Annotated in this window: 21 protein-coding genes and 2 other RNA genes; 9 read left to right on the forward strand and 14 right to left on the reverse strand. The window is 66.4% G+C overall.

Annotated features, from left to right (window positions below; translation table 11 throughout):
• Window positions 1-136: 136 nt before the first annotated feature.
• A non-coding RNA gene (locus ACCQ01_RS20975) (sX9 sRNA) lies at window positions 137-211 on the reverse strand.
• A 48-nt stretch (window positions 212-259) separates the two neighbouring features.
• Between ACCQ01_RS20975 and ACCQ01_RS20980 the strand changes: the two genes are divergently transcribed.
• Complete coding sequence (locus ACCQ01_RS20980) at window positions 260-997, forward strand: DUF2884 family protein (RefSeq protein ID WP_372358834.1); 738 nt, start codon at window positions 260-262, stop codon at window positions 995-997.
• Between the two features lie 131 nt (window positions 998-1,128).
• Here the strand turns inward: ACCQ01_RS20980 and ACCQ01_RS20985 are convergent, their stop codons facing one another.
• Complete coding sequence (locus ACCQ01_RS20985; protein WP_228432759.1) at window positions 1,129-1,830, reverse strand: alpha/beta fold hydrolase; 702 nt, start codon at window positions 1,828-1,830, stop codon at window positions 1,129-1,131.
• Between the two features lie 313 nt (window positions 1,831-2,143).
• Between ACCQ01_RS20985 and ACCQ01_RS20990 the strand changes: the two genes are divergently transcribed.
• Window positions 2,144-2,218, forward strand: a non-coding RNA gene (locus ACCQ01_RS20990) — sX9 sRNA.
• A 4-nt stretch (window positions 2,219-2,222) separates the two neighbouring features.
• Here ACCQ01_RS20990 and ACCQ01_RS20995 read toward each other — a convergent pair.
• The 6 genes from ACCQ01_RS20995 to ACCQ01_RS21020 all read right to left on the reverse strand — a co-directional run bounded on the left by ACCQ01_RS20995 (window position 2,223) and on the right by ACCQ01_RS21020 (window position 7,062).
• Complete coding sequence (locus tag ACCQ01_RS20995) at window positions 2,223-3,254, reverse strand: alpha/beta hydrolase (RefSeq protein ID WP_228432760.1); 1,032 nt, start codon at window positions 3,252-3,254, stop codon at window positions 2,223-2,225.
• Between the two features lie 20 nt (window positions 3,255-3,274).
• Window positions 3,275-3,703, reverse strand: a complete 429-nt coding sequence (locus ACCQ01_RS21000) for an organic hydroperoxide resistance protein (RefSeq protein WP_011035519.1) — start codon at window positions 3,701-3,703, stop codon at window positions 3,275-3,277.
• Window positions 3,704-3,800: 97 nt separating this feature from the next.
• Window positions 3,801-4,262 (reverse strand): MarR family winged helix-turn-helix transcriptional regulator, encoded by a 462-nt coding sequence (locus tag ACCQ01_RS21005; RefSeq protein ID WP_228432761.1) that lies wholly within the window; start codon window positions 4,260-4,262, stop codon window positions 3,801-3,803.
• 286 nt (window positions 4,263-4,548) lie between these two features.
• On the reverse strand, window positions 4,549-5,136 hold the full coding sequence (locus ACCQ01_RS21010) for a hypothetical protein (protein WP_228432762.1): 588 nt from the start codon (window positions 5,134-5,136) through the stop codon (window positions 4,549-4,551).
• Between the two features lie 89 nt (window positions 5,137-5,225).
• Window positions 5,226-6,320 carry a cell division protein ZapE gene (gene zapE / locus ACCQ01_RS21015; protein ID WP_014509389.1) on the reverse strand — a complete coding sequence of 365 codons (1,095 nt, stop codon included), beginning with the start codon at window positions 6,318-6,320 and terminating at the stop codon, window positions 5,226-5,228.
• A 79-nt stretch (window positions 6,321-6,399) separates the two neighbouring features.
• On the reverse strand, window positions 6,400-7,062 hold the full coding sequence (locus ACCQ01_RS21020; RefSeq protein WP_076037950.1) for an alpha/beta hydrolase: 663 nt from the start codon (window positions 7,060-7,062) through the stop codon (window positions 6,400-6,402).
• Window positions 7,063-7,128: 66 nt separating this feature from the next.
• Here ACCQ01_RS21020 and ACCQ01_RS21025 point away from each other — a divergent pair, with 66 nt between their 5' ends.
• Complete coding sequence (locus tag ACCQ01_RS21025; RefSeq protein WP_075285186.1) at window positions 7,129-8,016, forward strand: DMT family transporter; 888 nt, start codon at window positions 7,129-7,131, stop codon at window positions 8,014-8,016.
• Between the two features lie 96 nt (window positions 8,017-8,112).
• Window positions 8,113-9,315 carry a type III secretion system effector protein XopR gene (gene xopR / locus ACCQ01_RS21030; protein WP_228432829.1) on the forward strand — a complete coding sequence of 401 codons (1,203 nt, stop codon included), beginning with the start codon at window positions 8,113-8,115 and terminating at the stop codon, window positions 9,313-9,315.
• 175 nt (window positions 9,316-9,490) lie between these two features.
• Here xopR and ACCQ01_RS21035 read toward each other — a convergent pair whose 3' ends face one another.
• Window positions 9,491-10,816, reverse strand: a complete 1,326-nt coding sequence (locus ACCQ01_RS21035) for a GTP-binding protein (RefSeq protein WP_075285184.1) — start codon at window positions 10,814-10,816, stop codon at window positions 9,491-9,493.
• A gap of 61 nt (window positions 10,817-10,877) precedes the next feature.
• Here ACCQ01_RS21035 and ACCQ01_RS21040 point away from each other — a divergent pair, with 61 nt between their 5' ends.
• Complete coding sequence (locus tag ACCQ01_RS21040) at window positions 10,878-11,261, forward strand: MerC domain-containing protein (protein WP_075285183.1); 384 nt, start codon at window positions 10,878-10,880, stop codon at window positions 11,259-11,261.
• Window positions 11,262-11,469: 208 nt separating this feature from the next.
• Here ACCQ01_RS21040 and ACCQ01_RS21045 read toward each other — a convergent pair whose 3' ends face one another.
• Entirely contained in the window at window positions 11,470-13,188 is a 1,719-nt protein-coding gene (locus ACCQ01_RS21045; RefSeq protein WP_228432763.1) for an ExeM/NucH family extracellular endonuclease, read from the reverse strand.
• 204 nt (window positions 13,189-13,392) lie between these two features.
• Window positions 13,393-13,911, reverse strand: a complete 519-nt coding sequence (locus ACCQ01_RS21050) for a c-type cytochrome (protein ID WP_011035509.1) — start codon at window positions 13,909-13,911, stop codon at window positions 13,393-13,395.
• Window positions 13,912-14,184: 273 nt separating this feature from the next.
• Between ACCQ01_RS21050 and ACCQ01_RS21055 the strand changes: the two genes are divergently transcribed.
• Genes ACCQ01_RS21055 through ACCQ01_RS21070 form a run of 4 tightly spaced genes read left to right on the forward strand, consistent with a single transcriptional unit; the run spans window position 14,185 to window position 17,108 of the window.
• A complete protein-coding gene (locus ACCQ01_RS21055) occupies window positions 14,185-14,832 on the forward strand; it encodes a DUF4198 domain-containing protein (protein ID WP_228419704.1) in 648 nt (215 codons plus the stop codon).
• 19 nt (window positions 14,833-14,851) lie between these two features.
• Entirely contained in the window at window positions 14,852-15,163 is a 312-nt protein-coding gene (locus ACCQ01_RS21060) for a DUF3649 domain-containing protein (protein WP_228419705.1), read from the forward strand.
• A complete protein-coding gene (locus ACCQ01_RS21065; RefSeq protein ID WP_228432764.1) occupies window positions 15,160-16,776 on the forward strand; it encodes a PepSY-associated TM helix domain-containing protein in 1,617 nt (538 codons plus the stop codon). The genes ACCQ01_RS21060 and ACCQ01_RS21065 overlap by 4 nt, the downstream gene beginning before the upstream one ends.
• On the forward strand, window positions 16,773-17,108 hold the full coding sequence (locus tag ACCQ01_RS21070) for a DUF3325 domain-containing protein (RefSeq protein ID WP_042596762.1): 336 nt from the start codon (window positions 16,773-16,775) through the stop codon (window positions 17,106-17,108). The genes ACCQ01_RS21065 and ACCQ01_RS21070 overlap by 4 nt, the downstream gene beginning before the upstream one ends.
• 297 nt (window positions 17,109-17,405) lie before the next feature.
• Here ACCQ01_RS21070 and ACCQ01_RS21075 read toward each other — a convergent pair whose 3' ends face one another.
• The 3 genes from ACCQ01_RS21075 to ACCQ01_RS21085 form a co-directional block, all read right to left on the reverse strand.
• Window positions 17,406-17,942: an RES family NAD+ phosphorylase gene (locus tag ACCQ01_RS21075; protein ID WP_011035504.1), complete on the reverse strand. Its 537-nt coding sequence runs from the start codon at window positions 17,940-17,942 to the stop codon at window positions 17,406-17,408.
• Window positions 17,939-18,313, reverse strand: a complete 375-nt coding sequence (locus ACCQ01_RS21080; RefSeq protein ID WP_014509401.1) for a hypothetical protein — start codon at window positions 18,311-18,313, stop codon at window positions 17,939-17,941. The genes ACCQ01_RS21075 and ACCQ01_RS21080 overlap by 4 nt, the downstream gene beginning before the upstream one ends.
• Window positions 18,314-18,398: 85 nt before the next feature.
• Window positions 18,399-19,016, reverse strand: coding sequence for a TetR/AcrR family transcriptional regulator (locus ACCQ01_RS21085; RefSeq protein ID WP_225043221.1), 618 nt, complete (start codon window positions 19,014-19,016; stop codon window positions 18,399-18,401).
• Between the last annotated feature and the right edge of the window lie 69 nt (window positions 19,017-19,085).

Below are 19,085 nucleotides of genomic sequence, written 5' to 3' on the forward strand. Positions count from 1 at the left end.
GATGCTGCAGTCCCCGACCCGGAAGCGCATCCGATGCGTCCCAGCGTTTTCCTGCTCCCGCTGCTGTGGCTGGTGGCCTGCGCCGCGCAGACACGCCCACGCCGCAGCTGTCGACCCAGCAGTGCGGCATTAGAGCGGCTAACAAAACGTAGCGAGCAGTCGTCAGGTGGGTGCGGACGGCGCGGAGGAACCGGAATGTACGTGGGTACATGCCGATTCCGAGCACCGGCCGCGCCCGCCTGACGGCTGCGCAGTCGTTTTGATAGCTGCTCTTAGCACCTCCTACGACGTGTTGGCCGACACCGGCGGCATCTGGCTGCGCCGCAAACAGGGCGCACCGCGGGAGATCTTTTTCCATGGTGGCGAGCTGAATGTGGGCCACCGGCCGCAGCCGGTCAGCGATGCCGATGCGCAGCGCCTGCGTGCGCTGGAGCACGGCACCCGGGCCTTGATGCCGGCGGTCACCGCCATTGCGCGCTCGGTGATGGACCTGAGCTTCGATGCGCTCGGTGGCGTGGTGCAGATGCTCACCGGCAGTGCCCGCCAGGCACGCAAGGTCGAGCGCTTGCGCGGCACCGCGCTTGCCCAGGTGGAGGGCACCCTGGGGCGCGGGCGCTGGGAGCAGGAGCTATTCGATGCGCGGTTCGAAGCCAGCGTGGAGCACGCCGCCGAAGAGCTGGTCGGCAGCCTCACCCGCAGCGTGCTGTGGACCATGGTCACCGGCCGCACCGACGCGCTGGAACGGCGCGGCGCCCAGCTGGACGCACAAATGGATCAGCAGTTACGCGCGCGCAGTGAAGTGCTGGAAGCCCAGGCGAAGGCGCTGTGCACCCAGGTGCAGGCGCTGTACGCACTGCAACAGGCACTGGACTACCGCTTCGACGGCAAGCCATTGCAGCTGCTGGAAGTGACGCGGCCGGAGATGCCGCGCGCTCTGCCGCCGGGTCAGGACGACGCACCCGCTAGCGGCAGCGTGATCGCTGCGGCGAGGCACTGACAGACGCGTGGTTCGGCACGGCACGCGCATCGGCTGATGTCTTGGATGGGTTGATCCGCGCAGCGAAACGCACTGCTCCTGGCTGCTACTGCAACCCCGCGTGGAACAGCACGCAGGACACGCCTCCGCACTCAGGCCAGCAGCCACGCACGCAATGCTGCCGTCACCGCCTGCGGTTGTTCCAGCGGCGACAGATGCCCGCACTCGGGCACCTGCACCAGTTGCGCGTGCGGTGCCAGCGCCGCCATTTCCTCATGCAGCGCCGGCGGGGTGATGACATCGTCCTGCCCGCACAGCACCAGCACCGGACGCGTGTAGGCACGCAACAGCGCGCGTCCGTCCTCGCGCTCCAGCCGGTTCTGACGCAGGAACACCTCCACGCCCAGGCGCTGGGTCATGTCACGCACGCGTGCCAGCAGCGCCGCATCCTGCCAGCGCGAGGGATGCACGTACTGCCGCATCAGCCGCTCGCCAAAGCCGACGAAGGTGCTGCCCGCACGCACTCTGGCTTCCTGCGCGCGGCGTTGCGCGGCCCGCTCGGGAGAATCGGCACGCGCCGAGGTGTCCAGCAAGGCCAGTCGCTCCACTCGCTCGGGTGCGATCCGCAAGATTTCCTGCGCCACGTAGCCACCCAACGAGAAGCCTGCCAGGGCGAACTGTGGTGGCATCTGTGCGAGCAGCTGCGTGGCCAGCGCAGACAGGCTGTCACCGTGAGTGAGATCGCCGACCACGCAGTCGGCCACATCGGCCAGGTCTGCGCGTTGTGCATGCCATAACTCGGCATCGTTGAGCAGGCCGGGCAGCAGCAATAGCGTGGGACGATCGGTGGTCATCAGCGTGCCGCGCCGCACAGGGCGAATGCAGAGATGCAAGAAACGGGTTGGCGTGCGAGTGCTGCAGTCATTGCATCAGTGTGCCGCGAGTGTATGTGCGCCTGCCAGCACACGGCCGACGTGGAGGCATACCGTGCGCAGTGTGGTCACCGCCACGCAGAGGATGGGTGATGCGCAGACACCAGAATGCAGCACGCCCACTGCAGCTGCAGCGGGCGTGTGCTCCTGACAGTCCAGCAACACCGGCGCTTAGAGCAGCTATCAAAACTGCTGCGCAGCCGCCAGGCGGGCGCGGCCAGTGCTCGGAATTCTCATGTACCCCCGTACACTCCGGTTCCTCCGCGCCGTCCGCACCCACCTGACGACTGCTCGCTACGTTTTGTTAGCCGCTCTTAGTTGGCCAAGTGCTGCTGCAACTCGTCGCCGGCCTGACGGATCGCGGTACGGACGGCCGGCACATCGCTGAGTGCGTTGAGCAAGCCGTAGTCGTGAATCAGGCCGTTGTAGCGGGTCACGGTGACGTCCACGCCGGCCTGGTCGAGCTTGCGGCCGTAGGCTTCGCCTTCGTCGCGCAAGACATCCAGTTCGGCGGTCTGGATCAAGGTCGGCGGCAAGCCCCTGAGCTGTTCTACGCTGGCCTGCAATGGCGAGGCGTAGATCTCGCGGCGCTGCGCCGGGTCGGTGGTGTAGCTGTCCCAGAACCAGCGCATCATGTTGCGGCTGAGGAAATAACCCTGCTGAAACTGCTGGTAAGAGCCGTTATCGAACGCGGCATCGGTTACCGGCCACAGCAACACTTCATAGCGGATGGCCGGGGTGCCCGCCGCCTTGGCCTGCAGGGCGACCGAGGCCGCCATGTTGCCGCCGACGCTGTTGCCCACCAGGGCCAACCGCGTGCCGTCCACGCCGATCTCGGCACCGTGCGCAGCCACCCATTTGGTCGCGGCATAGGCCTGGTGGATCGCCACCGGATAGCGCGCCTCCGGCGAAGGGCTGTAGTCCACATACACCGCCGCCGCACCCGAGGCCCGCGCCAGGTCGCGAATCAGCCGCTCATGGGTCGGGAAATCGCCCAGCACCCAACCGCCGCCGTGGAAAAACATGAACACCGGCAACGTCTTGCCGGCACTGCCCGGCGGTTTGACCACCACCAGCCCGAGCGGCTTGCCGTCGACGGTGATCGTCTTGCGGGTCACCTCGGCGGCCGGCAGGGTTGCGCCGGCCTGCGCGTCCACCAGCACCTTGCGGGCCTGCTGCGGGGTGAGTTGCTCCATCGGCTTGCCGCCGGCGGAGTTGAGGACGTCCAGGAAGGCCTGGACTTTCAGGGAAGCGGCCGGTGCGGCAGGACCGGTCGGCGCGGCAACCGCGCCGCCGATTGCCGACGCCAACGTGCCCAGCAGCAGCAACGATGCGTAGCGTTTCATGGGGGATATCCGGGAAAGGATCAGGCCAGCGTCAGGGTGACGTCGATGTTGCCGCGGGTGGCATTGGAGTACGGGCACACCTGGTGGGCCTTGTCGACCAGCGCCTGCAGCTCGGCCGGCTCCATGCCCGGCACGGCGATCTTCAGTTCCACCGCAATACCGAAACCGCCCGGAATCTGGCCGATACCGACGCTGCCGTCGATGCTGATCTCGCCCGGCAACTTGAGCTTGTCTTGCGCAGCCACAGCCTTCATCGCACCGATGAAGCAGGCCGAATAACCGGCTGCGAACAGCTGCTCCGGGTTGGTGCCATCGCCGCCGGCACCGCCGAGCTCACGCGGGGTGGAGAGCTTGACGTCCAGGGCGCTGTCGGACGACACGGCGCGCCCTTCGCGGCCACCGGTGGCAGTGGCGTGGGCGGTGTAGAGGACTTTTTCGGGTGAGGCCATGGTGGTTCTCCTGAGTGAGCGCGAATTGCGCATTTAATAGCGAATTATTAAATCGTGCACTACATATTTGGCAGAATTAATGGATGACGTGGCTCGGTCAGGCGGCGCCCAGGCTGGTACGCAGCTTTTCCAGTTCCTGCTTGAGCTGACGCAGTTCCTCCAGCGAACAGGCCGACGCGCAGAACACCTGTTCCGGCACCGCGCCTGCCTTGCTGCGCAGCGCGCGGCCGGCATCGGTAAGCGTGATGATCACCTGGCGCTCGTCGTGCGCGGCCCGGGTCCGGGTCAGCAGACCGGCGCTTTCCAGCCGCTTGAGCAGCGGGGTCAGCGTCGCCGAATCCAGGTACAGCCGCTCGCCGATCTCCGACACGCTGCGACCATCGTTCTCCCACAGCACCAGCATCACTAGGTACTGCGGATAGGTGAGGTCCAGAGTCTTCAGCAGCCCGCGGTAGAGCTTGTGCATTGCCAAGTTGGCCGAATACAGCGCGAAGCAAAGCTGGTTGTCCAGCTGCAGCAAGGCGTTGGTGCGATCGGTGGTGGGCGTTGCGGTGTCCATGGGCTGCAATTTACATAGCGTGCGATTTAATTGCAAGCGATTTTTATAAATGAAGGATTGGGCTCGTTGCAGCTACCTGGGGCGTAGCTGGAAGCGAACTGGACCTATGTTTGTGTTTGGGAAAACTCGGGGACAATGCATCGGGGCACACATCGGCACCACCCTGCCCTCCGTCATCCGGTGGCAGTGCGTCGGCGCACCTGCGTCTCTCGCAGGATGCCAGCGCGGATGGCTATCACCGCATTAGTGGCGCAACGCTAGCCCGAGTGCCCGGGCTTGGCTGGGCTCAGGTGAACTGGATGAAAAAATAGCCAGCCGTATCGCCTTCGCGCAGTACCTTCGCGCGCTGTTCCGCAAACAGGTAACCCGTCCCGTCGGCGAAGACGCCATCGTAGGCCGGGTCCTGCTGACGCAGGTCCGACTCGACGAACTGAGCAAGGAAGTAATGACGCGGATGCTCGTGGATGGGATCTTGCAGCCAGCACGGGCGGCCCAGCTGCTTGCTCATGCCCGCACCGTTGTCGGCGTCTTCGGCCTCTTCCTCAGCATCGCGTTCGTCGAAGGGCTGCAGTCCCACAAAATGCCGCGGGAGCATCACCGTGTCGCGCACCAGTTCGCGCGCGGCACGTCGGTGCAACACCACCTTGCTGTGGCCAGCATCGATCTTTTCGAGCTCGCTCTGCTGGTGGATGGTGAACGTGCGCAGCGCTGTCCAGTTGTACGCGTCGCCTTCGCGGCCCAGTGCCGCGAAGACCGTCACAGCCATGTCGTCGGCCAACCAGACGCTGGGCAGGAACAGATCGGTCAGCATGACAATCGGCGTCATGGGCCGGCCGGTCGACGGATCGCTGGGCCACAACGCCGCATCGCTCAACCACGCGCCACCGCCAAACTGGCCCAACCCGCAGTCGTCTTCGCTGACGCGGATCGTGTGGCGACCCGGCGCAGGGCGCGTCTGCGCACTCATGCGCGATGCGCGGTTGCCAGATATTCGGCGCTCTGCATTTCGATCAGGCGCGAGGCGGTGCGCTCGAATGCGCCGGCCAGGCGCTGGCCGCTGTACAACGCCGGCGGTGCGTCCTGCGCGGTGCAGACCAGATTGACGTGGCGGTCGTACAACTCGTCGATCAGGTTGACGAAGCGGCGGGCGGCGTCTTCGTTCATGCGGTCGAAATGCGGGATGCCGCCCAACAGCACGGTGGTGAATTCGCGCGCGATCTCGATGTAGTCGGCCGGCCCGCGCGGGCCTTCGCACAACGCGGCAAAATCGAACCAGGCGATGCTCTTGCCACGCGCACGCACGGCGATCTTGCGGGCTTCGATCTCGATGTTGCCGCTGCGCGCCTCGGCATTGCCGCTCAACTCCGCCCAGCGCTGCGCCAGCCAGCCATCGGCCTGCGCATCCAACGGCGCGCGGTACACCGGCGACCGCGTCAGCGCACGCATGCGGTAGTCCTCGGTGCCCTCGGCGTAGAGCTCCACGCAGAACTTCTGCAGCAAGCCGATCGCCGGCAGGAAGCTGTCGCGCTGCAAGCCGTTGGCGTACAGGTTTTCCGGTGCGGTATTGGAGGTGGTTACCAAGGTCACGCCTTCGGCGAACAGGCGCTCGAGCAGGCGCGCCAGCAGCATCGCATCCCCAATGTCGGTGACGAAGAATTCGTCCAGCACCAGCACGCGCAGGTTTTCGCGCCATTCCTGGGCAATCTTGGCCAGCGGGTCGCTCTGCCCGGCATGCTCGCGCAGGCGCTCATGCACGCCGCGCATGAAGCGATGGAAGTGGGTGCGGTACTTCTGCTTGATCGGCAGGCCGTCGTAGAACAGGTCGACCAGGAAGGTCTTGCCGCGCCCCACGCCGCCCCAGAAATACAGCCCGCGCACAGGCTCGGGTTTTTTCCAGAACGCCGACAGCCGATCCAGCCAGCCGTCCTGCGCACTGTCCACCAATGCTTCGTGGATCCGGTCCAGCTCGGCCAGGGCCGCCTGCTGCGCAGGATCGGCACGCCAGTCGCCACGTTGTACGCCGGCGGCGTAGCGCTGCGACGGGGTCATCTCACTCATCGTGTTTCTCCGCGGGCCGGCCGTGGCCGGCGCCGTTCAACGGCGCATCGTCTGGCAATGCGCCTGCAAGCTGTCGCACTCAGGGCGTGGCCGGTAGCCAGCGCCGCACACCGTGCTGAAGCGCGCCGCGCAGGTCGATCAATTTGCGGTGGAAGAAGTGGCTGGTGTCGGGCATGCGTACCAGCGTGGGCTGCTGTTCCAGCGTCTCCAGCCAGTCGTAGACCGCCTGCGGGTCGACGATCTCGTCGGCATCGCCCTGGATCACCAGCCAGTGTGCCGGCGGCTGCACGTCGCTGAAATCCCAACGCCCGGCCGGCGGCGCGATCGAAATCAGCACCTGCGGTTCGAGCGCGGCGGCTGCACGCAGCGAGACATAGGCGCCGAAGCTGAAACCGGCCAGCCACAGCGTGTCGGTCGGGCGCTGTGCACGCACCCACTCGGCAACGGCGCGCAGATCGTCCTGCTCGCCATCGCCGTGATCGAAGCTGCCGGCCGAGGTGCCGACGCTGCGGAAATTAAAGCGCACCACGGTGATGCCAAGCTCGCGCAGCGCGCGCGTGGCCATGGTCACGACCTTGTTGTGCATGCTGCCGCCCTCGGTGGAGAGCGGGTGACAGACGATGGCGGTGACCGGCTGCGCGGTGACGTCCGGCTCGGCCAGGTCGACCGCCACATCGAGCGGGCCGACCGGCCCGTCGAGCACCAACGTCGAGGATTCGGTGGGGAATGGGGGATTGGACATACCGTCATAATAGCCGCCCCGCCGGCCGCGTTCATCGCCCTGCCTGCACAGATCGTTGTGTTGCCCATGCATTTTTTGTTGTTTGCCGTTGTCTGCAGCGTGCTCGTGTCGGTGCTGCTGAAGCTTGCGCCACGCCGGCAGATCGACGTGTTTCAGGCCATCACCTGGAACTACGCCACCGCCAGCGTGTTGGCCGTTGCCATCCTCAAACCGTCCTTTGCCAGCCTCACCGCCGCGCACACGCCGTGGCTGGCATTGCTGGGCCTGGCGGTCGCGTTGCCGGGCATTTTTCTGGTGCTGGCACGCTCGGTGCGTGTGGCCGGCATCGTGCGCACCGACGTGGCGCAGCGGCTGTCGCTGCTGTTGTCGCTGGCAGCGGCGTTTACCGTGTTCGGCGAACGCGCCGGTGGCTGGAAGCTGGCCGGACTGGGCGTGGGCCTGTTGGCGATCGTCGCCATCGTGCAGCGGCCGCGGGCAGGCGCTGCTGTGGTGGGCGGCAGCGTTGATGCAACCGCAGCGCGCACCTGGCCGTGGTTGCTCGGTGTCTGGGCGGGCTTTGCGGTGATCGACATCCTGCTCAAATCGCTGGCACTGTCGGGCACGCCGTCGCTGACGGCCTTGACGGTGTGCTTTGCGCTGGCGTTCGCGTTGCTGCTGTGCGTGCAATGCGTGCGGCTGCGCCGCGGCAATCGTCTGCAGCTGCGCAATCTCGCCGCAGGCGTGCTGCTGGGTGTACTTAATTTCGGCAACATCCTGTTTTACGTGCGCGCGCACCAGACGCTGCCGCACAGCCCGGCGACCGTCTTCGCCAGCATGAATATCGGCGTGGTGGCATTGGGCGCGCTGGTGGGCAAACTGACGTTTGGCGAGCGCCTCGGCCGGCGCGGGTGGATAGGCCTACTGCTGGCGGTCCCGGCTATTGCGGCGATCGCCTGGGGGATACATCTGGACTGACGAAGGCCTTCGGTCGGCGCGACTCTGGTTCGCAACTCGCCTCAAGGACAAGGCATCGCTGGTTACGATGCGTTCAAATGTCCGAGGGAGTGTGTGATGCGCCTGAGTCAGTTATTTAGTAGCCCTCGCGTCGCGCCGGAACCACATGGCGCCAACTCGACCGATACCACGCCGTCGATTGCAGACGCGTCACCGCAGCACCCGCTTTCTCAAGCCCCCAAGTCCGCAGTAGCGCAGGGCACACCGAAATCCCATCGGGGCATGCTCGCCTCAGCGCGTAAATCGCTGGCGTCGTTACACAAGCAGCTGCCTTTGATGTGCATGGGCTCCGCGACGCTTAAAGCAGTGGAGAACCCACCCCCGCGCACGCAGCAGATGCACGGGCGGCAGACCCGCGTCGACGAACGTCGGCAGCCGCCCATGCCGCATAAAACAGAGCGTGAGCGTATGCAACGACAGGAACCGCAGCAGGCGCAGCCCACGGTGCAGCTTGTGGCGATTCCGCCCAAGCCACCACGTGCGCAACAACTGCACGGGCAGCAACGTCCCCTGGATCGGAGAATGCAACCGCCTGTTCCCCAAAAAATGCGCCGTGACAAGACGCAGCTGCCGCAGTCCGGCACGCTGGCACCGGAGCTGCCGACCACGCCCAAGCTCTCGCGATCGTCAGTGGCCTCTCCGCGCCCCCAGCTCAGACGCCCCGCCTCCTTGCGCAGCCTGGATCGGGAACTGGCAGGGATAACCCAGCGGTGCAGCGACATTCAGAAACAGTTGTTTATGGAAGATCGGGAGGCAACTCCAGAGGAGCAACAATTGCTCGAGACGCGTAAGGCCCTGATCACTCAGCGCAATGAGCTCCGCGATAGTCGGCTCGATGCACTGCTGGTATCGCTTGCACCGATGGAAGACATCCGTGCACCACGCACCACGACTAGCGGCCACGCTACGGTCCAGATGGACGTCATGCAGCACAATCGACGCGAAGTACTCAAGGCTCGGCGTAAATCCTTGGACAGAAACGCCCTTGCCAAAAACTACGCGCGCGCGGAACGACACCTGGAGTCACTGAACAAGGGTGACGCCCCCGGTGACCAAATACGGCGCCTGCAACGCATGATGCAGGGTTACCGAAACATGCTCGCGTTGGAACAGATCGTCAGAAGCACCGACGACCAGCTGGAAAGGCTGGGAGCGCCACGCCTGATGGCCGGCATCCCGACCACAGCCGAGGAACGCCGACAGACGGTCGAAAAAGAAAGAGATGCCCATCAAGAGGCAATCGACAACGGCTACTACTAACATCCGGACCAGCATTGCCTGCACATGCGCGCTGACCGAGAGCCATCTGTGAAGCACGAGACACGCCGCTTCGTGGCGGCGTAACCGCACACACACAGAGGGGGGATGCAAACCCGCAGCTGCTTGCATTCAGACGATGAACGAGGGATGCCGACAGCGTGATCCACTCCCATCATCAGCGCTCCCAATGCGGGAACGGGTCGTCCAGCAACTGCCAGTGTGCCGGGCCCTGGCGCAGTTCCTGGTCGCTCAACAGGCAGGCATCGAGTGCGGCACGTGTGCGCGGGGCATCCATCTCCACACCGATGACCGCCAGTTCCTGGCGGCGATCGCCCCACAGCGGGTGCCACAGCCGCTGCATCGCGGCGTGTTCGCTGGCATCGCCCACTTCGTGCAGCTGCGGCAGCGGTGCGCTCCAGCACGTGGTCTGTTGACGTTGCCAGCCGATGTCGGTGTACGGCAGCGGCGTGATCGGGATCTGCGGTGCCTCACCGATGATCTGTGCATCCACACGATGCCGCGCGGCGAACCAGAAGCCCGCAGCCGTGGTCTGGGTCGCGCCGCCGACGCTGGACAATTCGCCCACCCAGTCCATGCGGCTGGCCAGCCAGAAGAAGCCCTTGCTGCGGATCACCTGCGGCAGGCCGTCCTGCACCATGCGTGCGAAGCGCTGCGGGTGGAACGGCCGGCGCGCACGATAGACGAAACTGGTGATGCCATATTCCTCGGTCTCCGGCGTGTGCTGGCCGCGCAACTCCTGCATCCAGCCCGGCGCCAGCTGCGCGCGGGTGAAGTCGAAGCGCCCGGTGTCCAGCAGCTGCCGCAGCGGCACCTCGCCATGCGCGGCATCGACGATCGCCGCATCGCGATTGAGCGCACGCAACACGGCATGCAGGCGGTGCAGATTTTGCGTGTCGATTTGATCGCACTTGCTGATCACCAGCACGTCGGCAAACTCCACCTGGTCGCCGAGCAGTTGCACCAGCCCGCGCGTATCGTCCGGGCCGGCCTGCTGGCCGAGCTCGGCCAGCGTGGCCGCAGAGCCGAAATCCTCGAGAAAACGGCTGCCGTCCACCACCGTCACCATGGTGTCGAGCCGGGCGATATCCGACAGGCTGAAACCATCGGCATCGCGCACCGCAAAGGTGGCCGCCACCGGCATCGGCTCGGCGATGCCGGTGGATTCGATCAACAGATAGTCGTAGCGGCGCTCGCTGGCCAGGCGCTTCACTTCCTGCAGCAGGTCGTCGCGCAGCGTGCAGCAGATGCAGCCATTGCTGAATTCCACCAGCGTCTCGTCGGTGCGCCGCAGCGCCGCCCCACCCTCGCGTAGCAGCTGCGCATCGATGTTGATCTCGCTCATGTCGTTGACGATCACCGCCACCCGCAGCCCCTCGCGGTTGTGCAGGATGCGGTTGAGCAAGGTGGTCTTGCCGGCGCCCAGGAAGCCGGACAACACGGTGACGGGCAGGCGCGAATCGCGGGGGGCGAGGACAGGCATGGCGAACTCTCGTGGCTAGAAATGTTATTGTATAACGCTTAGCCATTTCAGAGAACGATCGATGCGCGCCACTGCGTCTGCGCTGGACAGCTCGGCCATTGCCCTGTCCAGCCTGTGCCTGCTGCACTGCCTGGCCTTGCCGCTGCTGGCGGCGGCGCTGCCGCTGTTGGGGCGCTGGGAGCAAGCCGAATGGGTGCATGTAGTCTTTGCCACCGCCGCGGTGCCGCTCAGTGGCTACGCGCTCTGGAGCAGCCATCGCCGCCACCGGTTGCCGGCACCGCTCTGGGGGCTGGCGGTGTTCGGATTGGCCGGGCTGGTGCTGGGCGCCAGCGGGCTATTGACCGCCGCGCAGGAAACGCCGGTCACGGTTGCCGGCAGCCTGCTGCTGGCCGGCGCCCATCTGGTCAACCTGCGCTTGCGCCGTCATGTGCATTGCGCCCGCTAAGCGCGGCACGCCCTGGGCAATCGGCTCGCCGCGGCTCGGCAAGGCCGGGCCGGCGACGCCCCGCTCCCCGCCCGCATACGCAGGTCCACTGGGCAAGCCTGCACGCGTGCCGGCCGCGGCGCACCGCGGGCTGCCTAACCCAGCCGGCGGGTGATCGGCCAGCGTTTGCGATCACCAGCGCGCGCTGCTGCCACGCGTGGAAGTGCGCTCAGAGCGCAAATCCCAAGAGCACCGGATCGTGGTCGGAGCTGCGCCACGGGCCTGGCAGGTTGCGCTTGGCATAGCCGGCATCGTCCATCGCGTCGGCGTTGATGTGCCATTCCGCTGCGCCACGCAGCTGCTTGGCCATCGCCGGGCTCAGCAGGGCGTGGTCCAAGCGGCCGCTCATGCCGTCGTAGACGTAGCTGTAAGGCTGCTTCACGCCGACCACGGCAAAGGCGTCCTGCCAGCCGCTGGCGCGCAGGCTGCGCATCGGCGTTTCCATCGCATAGGCGTTGAAGTCGCCCAGCAACACGGCCAACTTGGTCTGCGCGCCGGTGGGGTCGCTCTGCAGCCATTGGTGCAGGCGCTTGGCCGACTCGGTGCGGGTGGCATTCCAGCAGGCCTGGCCGTCGTGCTGATCGGCATCGGCGCCACTGGCGGTGCCGCAGCCCTTGGACTTGAAGTGGTTGGCCACGACCACGAAGGTGGCGCCGCGGCTGCTGCGGAACGCTTGCGCCAATGGCACGCGGCTATGGCTGTCGAACGGCCCGCCGGTCAGCGTGGCCGGTTTGCCGACCGGGGTGACCTGAGTGCTGCGGTACACGATGCCGACGCGGATCGCGTCATCGCCCGGGCCGCTGCCGCTGTCCACGAAACGCCAATCCTTGTCCTTGCCGGCGGCGTTGAGCGCAGCCACCAGCTGCGCCACGGCGGTGTCGCCGTCGTTGCCGTCGTTTTCCAGCTCCATCAGCGCGGCCACATCGGCCTGCAGCGGCACGATGGTGGCCACCAGCTTGGCCAGCTGCGCCTGGAACTGTTCGTGCATGCGCGCCCCGCGCTTGGTCGGGAAGCCGCCGCCGCGCCCGTTGCCGTTGAAGAAGTTCTCCAGGTTGAACGAGGCGATGCGCAGATCGCCGCCCACCTGCGGTGCCACCGGCGCAGGCAGTGCGGGCAGCGTCAGCGGCGCCAGCACCTGGATGCGGTACTGGCCGTCATAGCGCTGATCGACAATGCCATCGACCTGCCTGAGCAGGCTGCCCACACGTAAGGTCGCCTCGGCCGGCAGGTAGGACACGGCCTTCGGTGTGCGGCCGTTGCGCGCGTCGTCCAGCAACACCCGGCGGCGCGCGTTGTCGGCTTCGGTCTGCGCGAAGGCGGGCGTGCCGGCCGCGGCCACTTCGCTGGGCTGCCACAACCGGCCACCGAAGGCGGCGATCAGCTCGCCGTTGCTGGCCAGGCGGTCGCTGCCATTGAGCGTGACCGCAGCCAGGCGCACGTGTTCACCTTCCAATGCTTCCCAGTTGGCCGGCGGCCCGCTGAGCATGCGCACCGGCACCGGCTGGTTGCTGGCCAGCACCTCGAACGTGGTGGCCTGCAGCGTGGTCAGGCTGGCGTCGCCGCCGGCACCGACCTCGCGCACCGTGCCCACGATCCGCACGCGGTCGCCCACCGCCACCTGCGCCTCGCCGGCGCCGGTCACGAACACCCCGTGCGAGCGCCGCGGCTCGGTGCCGGGCTGTTGCACGAACAGGCCCGCCAGACCTACGCGCGTATCGGCGGTCACGATGCCTTCCACCTCGACCAGGCGGCCATCGAACGGGCTGCGGGTGTCCTCGCCCTGCACGTCGGCAATGGTCAGGCGCTGCGGCGCGCTTTCGGCGGCGTGGCACAACACGGGCGCCAACAGGCCGATCAGGCCGAGCACGACAAGCGGACAACGCAGCATCGAGACACTCCACACGTTCAAGGGAAGACAAACACAAACGCCGCCAGGACGGCGGCGCAGGCAGGACAACGGCAGTTGCAAGATGACCCAGTGGGCCAGCCATCGCGGCGTGCGCATACCGCCGCAGCGAATGTTACGCACCCGCTGTCGTTAGCCCAAGCATGCAAAGCGCGATGACACGTGGCGCTTTGGCGCGGAAAGCCCCTATTTCAGGTTGGACAGCATCCAGTCCACGGTGGCGCGCACTTGTTCTTCGGTGAGCGCGGGGTTGCCGCCCTTGGCCGGCATGATGCCGCCATCCGGGCCGGTATAGCCCTCGATCGCATGCTTGTAGAGCGTGTCCTTGCCCTGCGCAATCCGCGCGTCCCAATGCGAGTGGTCCAGCGTCGGCGCCTTGCCCACGCCGGTGGTGTGGCAGGCGGTGCACAGGTTGTCGAAGATGGTCTTGCCGTCGGTGCTGCCACCGTAGGCGGATTGCGACGAGGCCTTGGCCAGTGCCGCAGCCTGGGCGGCGGCCTGCGCCGCAGCGCCGGTGGTGCCTGCATAGACCGCGCCGGCCGGCGCAATGCGTTGCTGCAGGCGCTTGGCGGCTGTGGGCGACACTTCATCGGGGACCGCACGTTGCAGATAGGCCGCCAGGGCGATCAAGCCCAGAGTGATCACTACCAGCAAGCCAATCACCATCGAGAATTTTTTCAGGAACTCGAGGTCGTAATTCCGCACGCGCTCACCCCTGGCTGTTGGTCGAAGACCTCTGCTAGCGCCGGAGTATAGAGCACAGTTCGCGCCGCTCTGCGCGCCCGGCGTCGCGCTCTGTGCAACACCCCTTGCAATGACTGGGCACGCGTTGCATCCAAGGTTGCGACACGCTCGCGGCCGCTCGAAAAATGCCGCAGCGCCGCATGTGCATTGGTCTCGGTTCCGGGAATTGCGTATCATTCCCATCCACCGATGGCGCGTTTAGCGCGCTCACTCCCGCGTTCGACGAGGTGTCCGATGAAATCCTTCCTGCTGTCCTGCCTGGCCGTGGCCAGCCTCAGCCTGTCCTCTGCACAGGCTCACGAGATCTGGATCGAGCGCGACGGCAGCGGCCCGGTCCGCATCTATTTCGGTGAGCCGGCGCAGGAAACCCTCGACCACGGCCAGGACGAAATCAAGCGCGTGGTCAAGCCGACCGTGTTCGGCGCCGCCGGCAAGGCCGGTGCCCTGCAGCGCGGCAGCGAGTACCTGACCGCGCCACTGTCCGGCGCCGGCGATGCCTGGCTGAAGGACGATGCGGTGTTCGAGCCGTGGAAGGGCGAAGGCGAGACCTTCGAGACGGTCAGCTACTACGCGCGCGCCGGCCGCAGCAGCACCAGCGCCAAGCTCGACTTCGAGCTGGTGCCCACCACCGCCAACGGCAAGACGTTCACGGTGATGTATCGCAACAAGCCGCTGCCCAAGGCCGAGGTCACCCTGATCGACCCGCAGAAGTGGCAGAAGACGCTGACCTCCGATGCACAGGGCCAGGTGACGCTGCCAACACTGCGCGCGGGCCGCCAGATCATGGTGGTGACCAACAAGGAGCCGGTGAAGCATGAGATCGCCGGCAAGCCGGTGTCGGTGGTGCACCACATCACCACGCTGACCTTCCTGGCCGAGTAAGCCGGCCACCGTCCTGCGCATGTCCATGGCTTCGCCCCTGCCCGCTCCCTGGTTCAAGCGCCCCTGGCTGGGTGTGCTTGGGCGCGGCGTGGCCGCGATCGGCGGTGGCTATGCGCTGGCCAGCGCGACCAACCTGCTGCTTGCAGTGGCGCTGCCGATGCCGCGCAGCGAGGCGGTGCTGACCAGCATGCTGGTGGGCATCGTGGTGTGTGCCTGCGCGCCGCTGTGGGCGTTTGCCACTGCCACCGTGCTGCGCGCCTGGGTCGGCATCGGCGTGCCGGCCGCGGCCATGTTCGCAGCCGCTGCGTGGCTGCAACGGGGCGCGGCATGAAGCAGGGGTTTCGCCAATCGATGGCATGGCTGCACACCTGGACCGGGCTGCTGGTGGGCTGGGTGTTGCTGCTGATCTTCATGGGCGGCACCGCGAGTTATTACCGCGACGAACTCAGCCGCTGGATGCGCCCGGAACTGCCCACCACCTCGGTGAGCAGCGCGGTGGCAATGCGTAGCGCCGAGCGCTATCTGCAAACGCACGCGCCCGATGCGCAAAGCTGGAACATCACGCTGCCGGATGCGCGCACGCCGGTGGTGACCATGTATTGGCAGAATCCAGCGCCGCCGCCGGGCAAGACGCTCAGCCGGCGCGAGCTGTATGGCAATGCCATCATCGACCCGGCCACCGGCAACCCGATCAGCGCGCGCGACACGCTGGGCGGGGATTTCTTCTACCGGCTGCATTTCGACCTGCATTACTTGCCGGTGGTGTGGGCGCGTTACATCGTCGGCTTCTGCGCGATGTTCATGCTGGTGGCGATCATCAGCGGCGTGATCACCCACAAAAAGATCTTCAAGGATTTCTTTACGTTCCGCCCGGGCAAAGGCCTGCGTTCGTGGCTGGATTTTCATAACGTCAGTGCGGTGACCGCGTTGCCGTACCACGCGATGATCACCTACACCGGCATCGTGACCTTGATGTTCATGTACCTGCCGTGGGGCATCAAGGCGCAGTACCCCGACAACGAAATGCGGTTTTACGAAGAGTCCGCCAACCGCGTCGCAGACACGCGTACCGCGGCAGGCACGCCGGCGCGCATGCGGCCGCTGGAGGAGTTTGTGGCGCGCGCGCGCAGCGACTGGCGTGGCGGGGATGTGGGCACGGTGGCGGTATCGCTGCCCAACGATGCGCATGCGGCGGTGGGTGTGACCCAGCGGGCGGACGACCTGTCCAACGATGCGCCGTCCATCCTCTATGACGCCGTCAGCGGGCAACGCCTGCAGTACAGCGGTGCGCCCGGCGGCGCCAGCCAGACCCGCGGGGTGATGGTGGGCCTGCATATCGCTCATTTCGCCGGTGGCTGGATGCGCGCGCTGTTCTTCGGTTCCGGCCTGCTTGGCTGCCTGATGGTGGCCAGCGGCGTGGTGATGTGGGCCGTGAAAGAACGCCCCAAGCATGCCAAGGCTGGACGCATCGGGTTCGGGCTGCGCCTGGTGGACGCGCTCAACATCGGCACGGTGGCCGGCCTGCCAATCGCGTTCGCTGCGTTTTTCTGGGCCAACCGGCTGGTGCCGGTGGCGCTGGAAGCGCGTGCGGCGATGGAAGCACATCTGTTCTTCGCCGCCTGGGGTGGCGCCTTGCTCGCCGCCTTCGTGTGGCCGCGGCGTGCGATGTGGAGCTGGCAGCTGTACCTGGGCGCAGGCTTGTTTGCGTTGGTACCGTTAATCAACGCGCTGACCACCGACCTGCACCTGGGCGTGACCGTGCCGGCAGGCCAATGGGCATTGGCCGGCGTGGATCTGGTGTGCCTGGGCCTGGGCGTGTGCCTGGGCATCGCGGGCTGGCGCCTGCAGCACTGGAAAGCGCCGCAATCCGCCGCGGCACGCAAGGCACGCGCGCAAGCCGCGCCTGCGCCGCAAAACGCGCTGCCTGTGCAGGAAGGCGCATGAGCGTATTGCTGTTGCTGGCCTTGAATTTTTCCGGCTTCGCGGCCTTGTGCCTGGCGATGGAAAAACACCAGCACGAGATGCGTGGGCGCGCGCTGGGCATGACCCGCTCACGTCAGTTGCGCGCGCTGGGATGGCTGCTGTTGCTGATCACCTTTGCGCTGGCGGTGTCGGCGCAAGGCTGGGGCATCGGCAGCGTGCTATGGCTGGGCACGCTGACTGCAGGCGCGGCGGTGTTGTCGCTGTGGCTGCTGCCGTACCGGCGTGGCCTGATCTTGCCGGCGGCCATTGCTGCACCTGTTGTCGCCGGTATGGCGTTCGCGCTGCTGCACTGACGCGTGGCGCTGCTGCAGACGGCAGCGCGGCGGTTGCGAAAGCCTGAGTGACTTCCGATGGCACAGGCGTCACGGCCATGGCGATCGTGCAGGCCACACCTTGGTTGGGCAAAGGCGCGTAGTGGTTAGGGCATGGCGCATTGCATGCAGTGCCGCGTCTCAGCGAAACGTCGCCGGGCGGTACGGCAATGCCGAATTGCCGAGATGCTTGGTCGAGCCACACCATGCTCATGTCGCCGAACAATGCATGACCTGTTTCGCACACGGTGTCGATCAGCAGGTGGGCGGAGCGCCGGCTTATTCCGGGGGACGTTCCGCCGCGGGATCTGCCCAGCTGCGCCCATCACGCGGCAGCCGGCCATCGTCGAGCACGTGCAACACCTGCTCGGGCTGCAGCATGTCCAGGAACAGCGCCACGTTGACGCCACCAGGCTGCGCCATGCTGGGAAAGATCACCCCGGGAATCGCCGCCTCGCGCAGCAGGTCGCCAAGCACCCAGCTGACCGGTTCGACCTTATTGACCAGCGCCTTGCGCCAGTCATCGGTCCAGTCGGCCCACAGCGCATCCCAGCTCGCGTCGAGCAGCCGCACATCGGCTAATGCCGGCAGGTCGGCGCGGTAGCTCACCAGGGTGAAGGGCGGCAGGAACGGCGCGGCCTGGGCGTACTCGGCAGCGGCGGTGTCCAGGTGCAGCGACAGATACAGCGCCGGCTGGCCAAAGCGGTTGAAGCGTCCACCCGAGCGCGCCGCGCCGGCGCCACTCAGCGGCTCAGCCGCCCAGCGCGGGGTGAACGCGCGATACAAGGTGCACTGCGCCGGGGCGCTCAGCTTCAACCAGCCGCTCCGGCGGCCACGGTGCGCAGATAGGTCAGCGCATCGTCGGTGCGGCCCTGCTTGACCACCTCCAGCAAGGTGGCGAATTCGAACGCCGGGATCGGGGTGTTTTTCAAGTGGAACACCAGTTGGCGCTCATCGGGCTGGATCTGCGCCATTGCCACCAGCAGGCGCGAAAGATTGCGTAGCAAGTCCTGCACGCGCGGGCTTTCCGGGTGCACCCGCAGGCTGTTGCGGTGCACGCCAGCGAGTTCGGCCAGTTCCTGTTGGGAGAGATCCAGCAGGCCGGCCATCGCCGATGGCGAGAGGATGGTCCGGTCCGGCACGCGTAGGCGCTCGGTCAGGGCCAGGGGGTTGAGGACAGCGACCATCGCGCGGCTCCGGCAAAGTGAGTGCACAGTATATGCACAGCAAACCGCACTGGTGAAGCACAGCCGCGGCACAGTTAGTGCGCTGTCAGCCCGGCCCGCGCGCTCCCACGGCCCGCAGGCAGAAACCGCAGATGGCTTCCACCAGTTGCTCGCCCTGCTGCGGGTCGTGCCGGCTGGGCGCCACCGGGCCGACCAGCGCCTCGGTGAAGGCGCCGACGATGCAGGCAGCGGCGGCGTCCAGCGATTGCTCGGGAAACTCGCCGGCCGCCACGCCTTCGGCCAGCAACTGGCGAAAGACCTCGCCAAACAGGCGCCGACCGCGGATGCGCTCGGCATCCACTTCGCCCTCCACCGGCTCGGCGATGAAGGCATAGGCCAGCGCCGGGCCGGCCAGCGCGCGCCGCACGAAGGCGGCGATCGCCTTGCGCAGGCGCTCGGCCGCACTCACCGGCTCGGCGCTGATGGCGCGCAGGATGCCCATTTCATGCTGGACGGCGGCATTCAAAACTTCCACGAACAAGTCGGCTTTGGAGGGGAAATGCCGGTAAATCTGCCCGGTGGAGACCCCGGCAGCTGCGGCCACGGCGGTGACCGGCGCATTGCGGTAACCGCCCTCGGCAATCAGGGCACGGGCCGCTTGCAGGATGCGTTCGCGGTTGCCGGCCAGGCGTTCTTCCATCAGGGCGGAGCGTCGATAAGCCATGAGATGAGTTCAAGTTCAATAGTTGAATTTTAGTTCACTTCTTCGATCAGGACCGTTACGCTGGTCACC

This window comes from Xanthomonas sp. NCPPB 4037 (genome assembly GCF_041475695.2).
GTDB lineage: Bacteria > Pseudomonadota > Gammaproteobacteria > Xanthomonadales > Xanthomonadaceae > Xanthomonas > Xanthomonas campestris.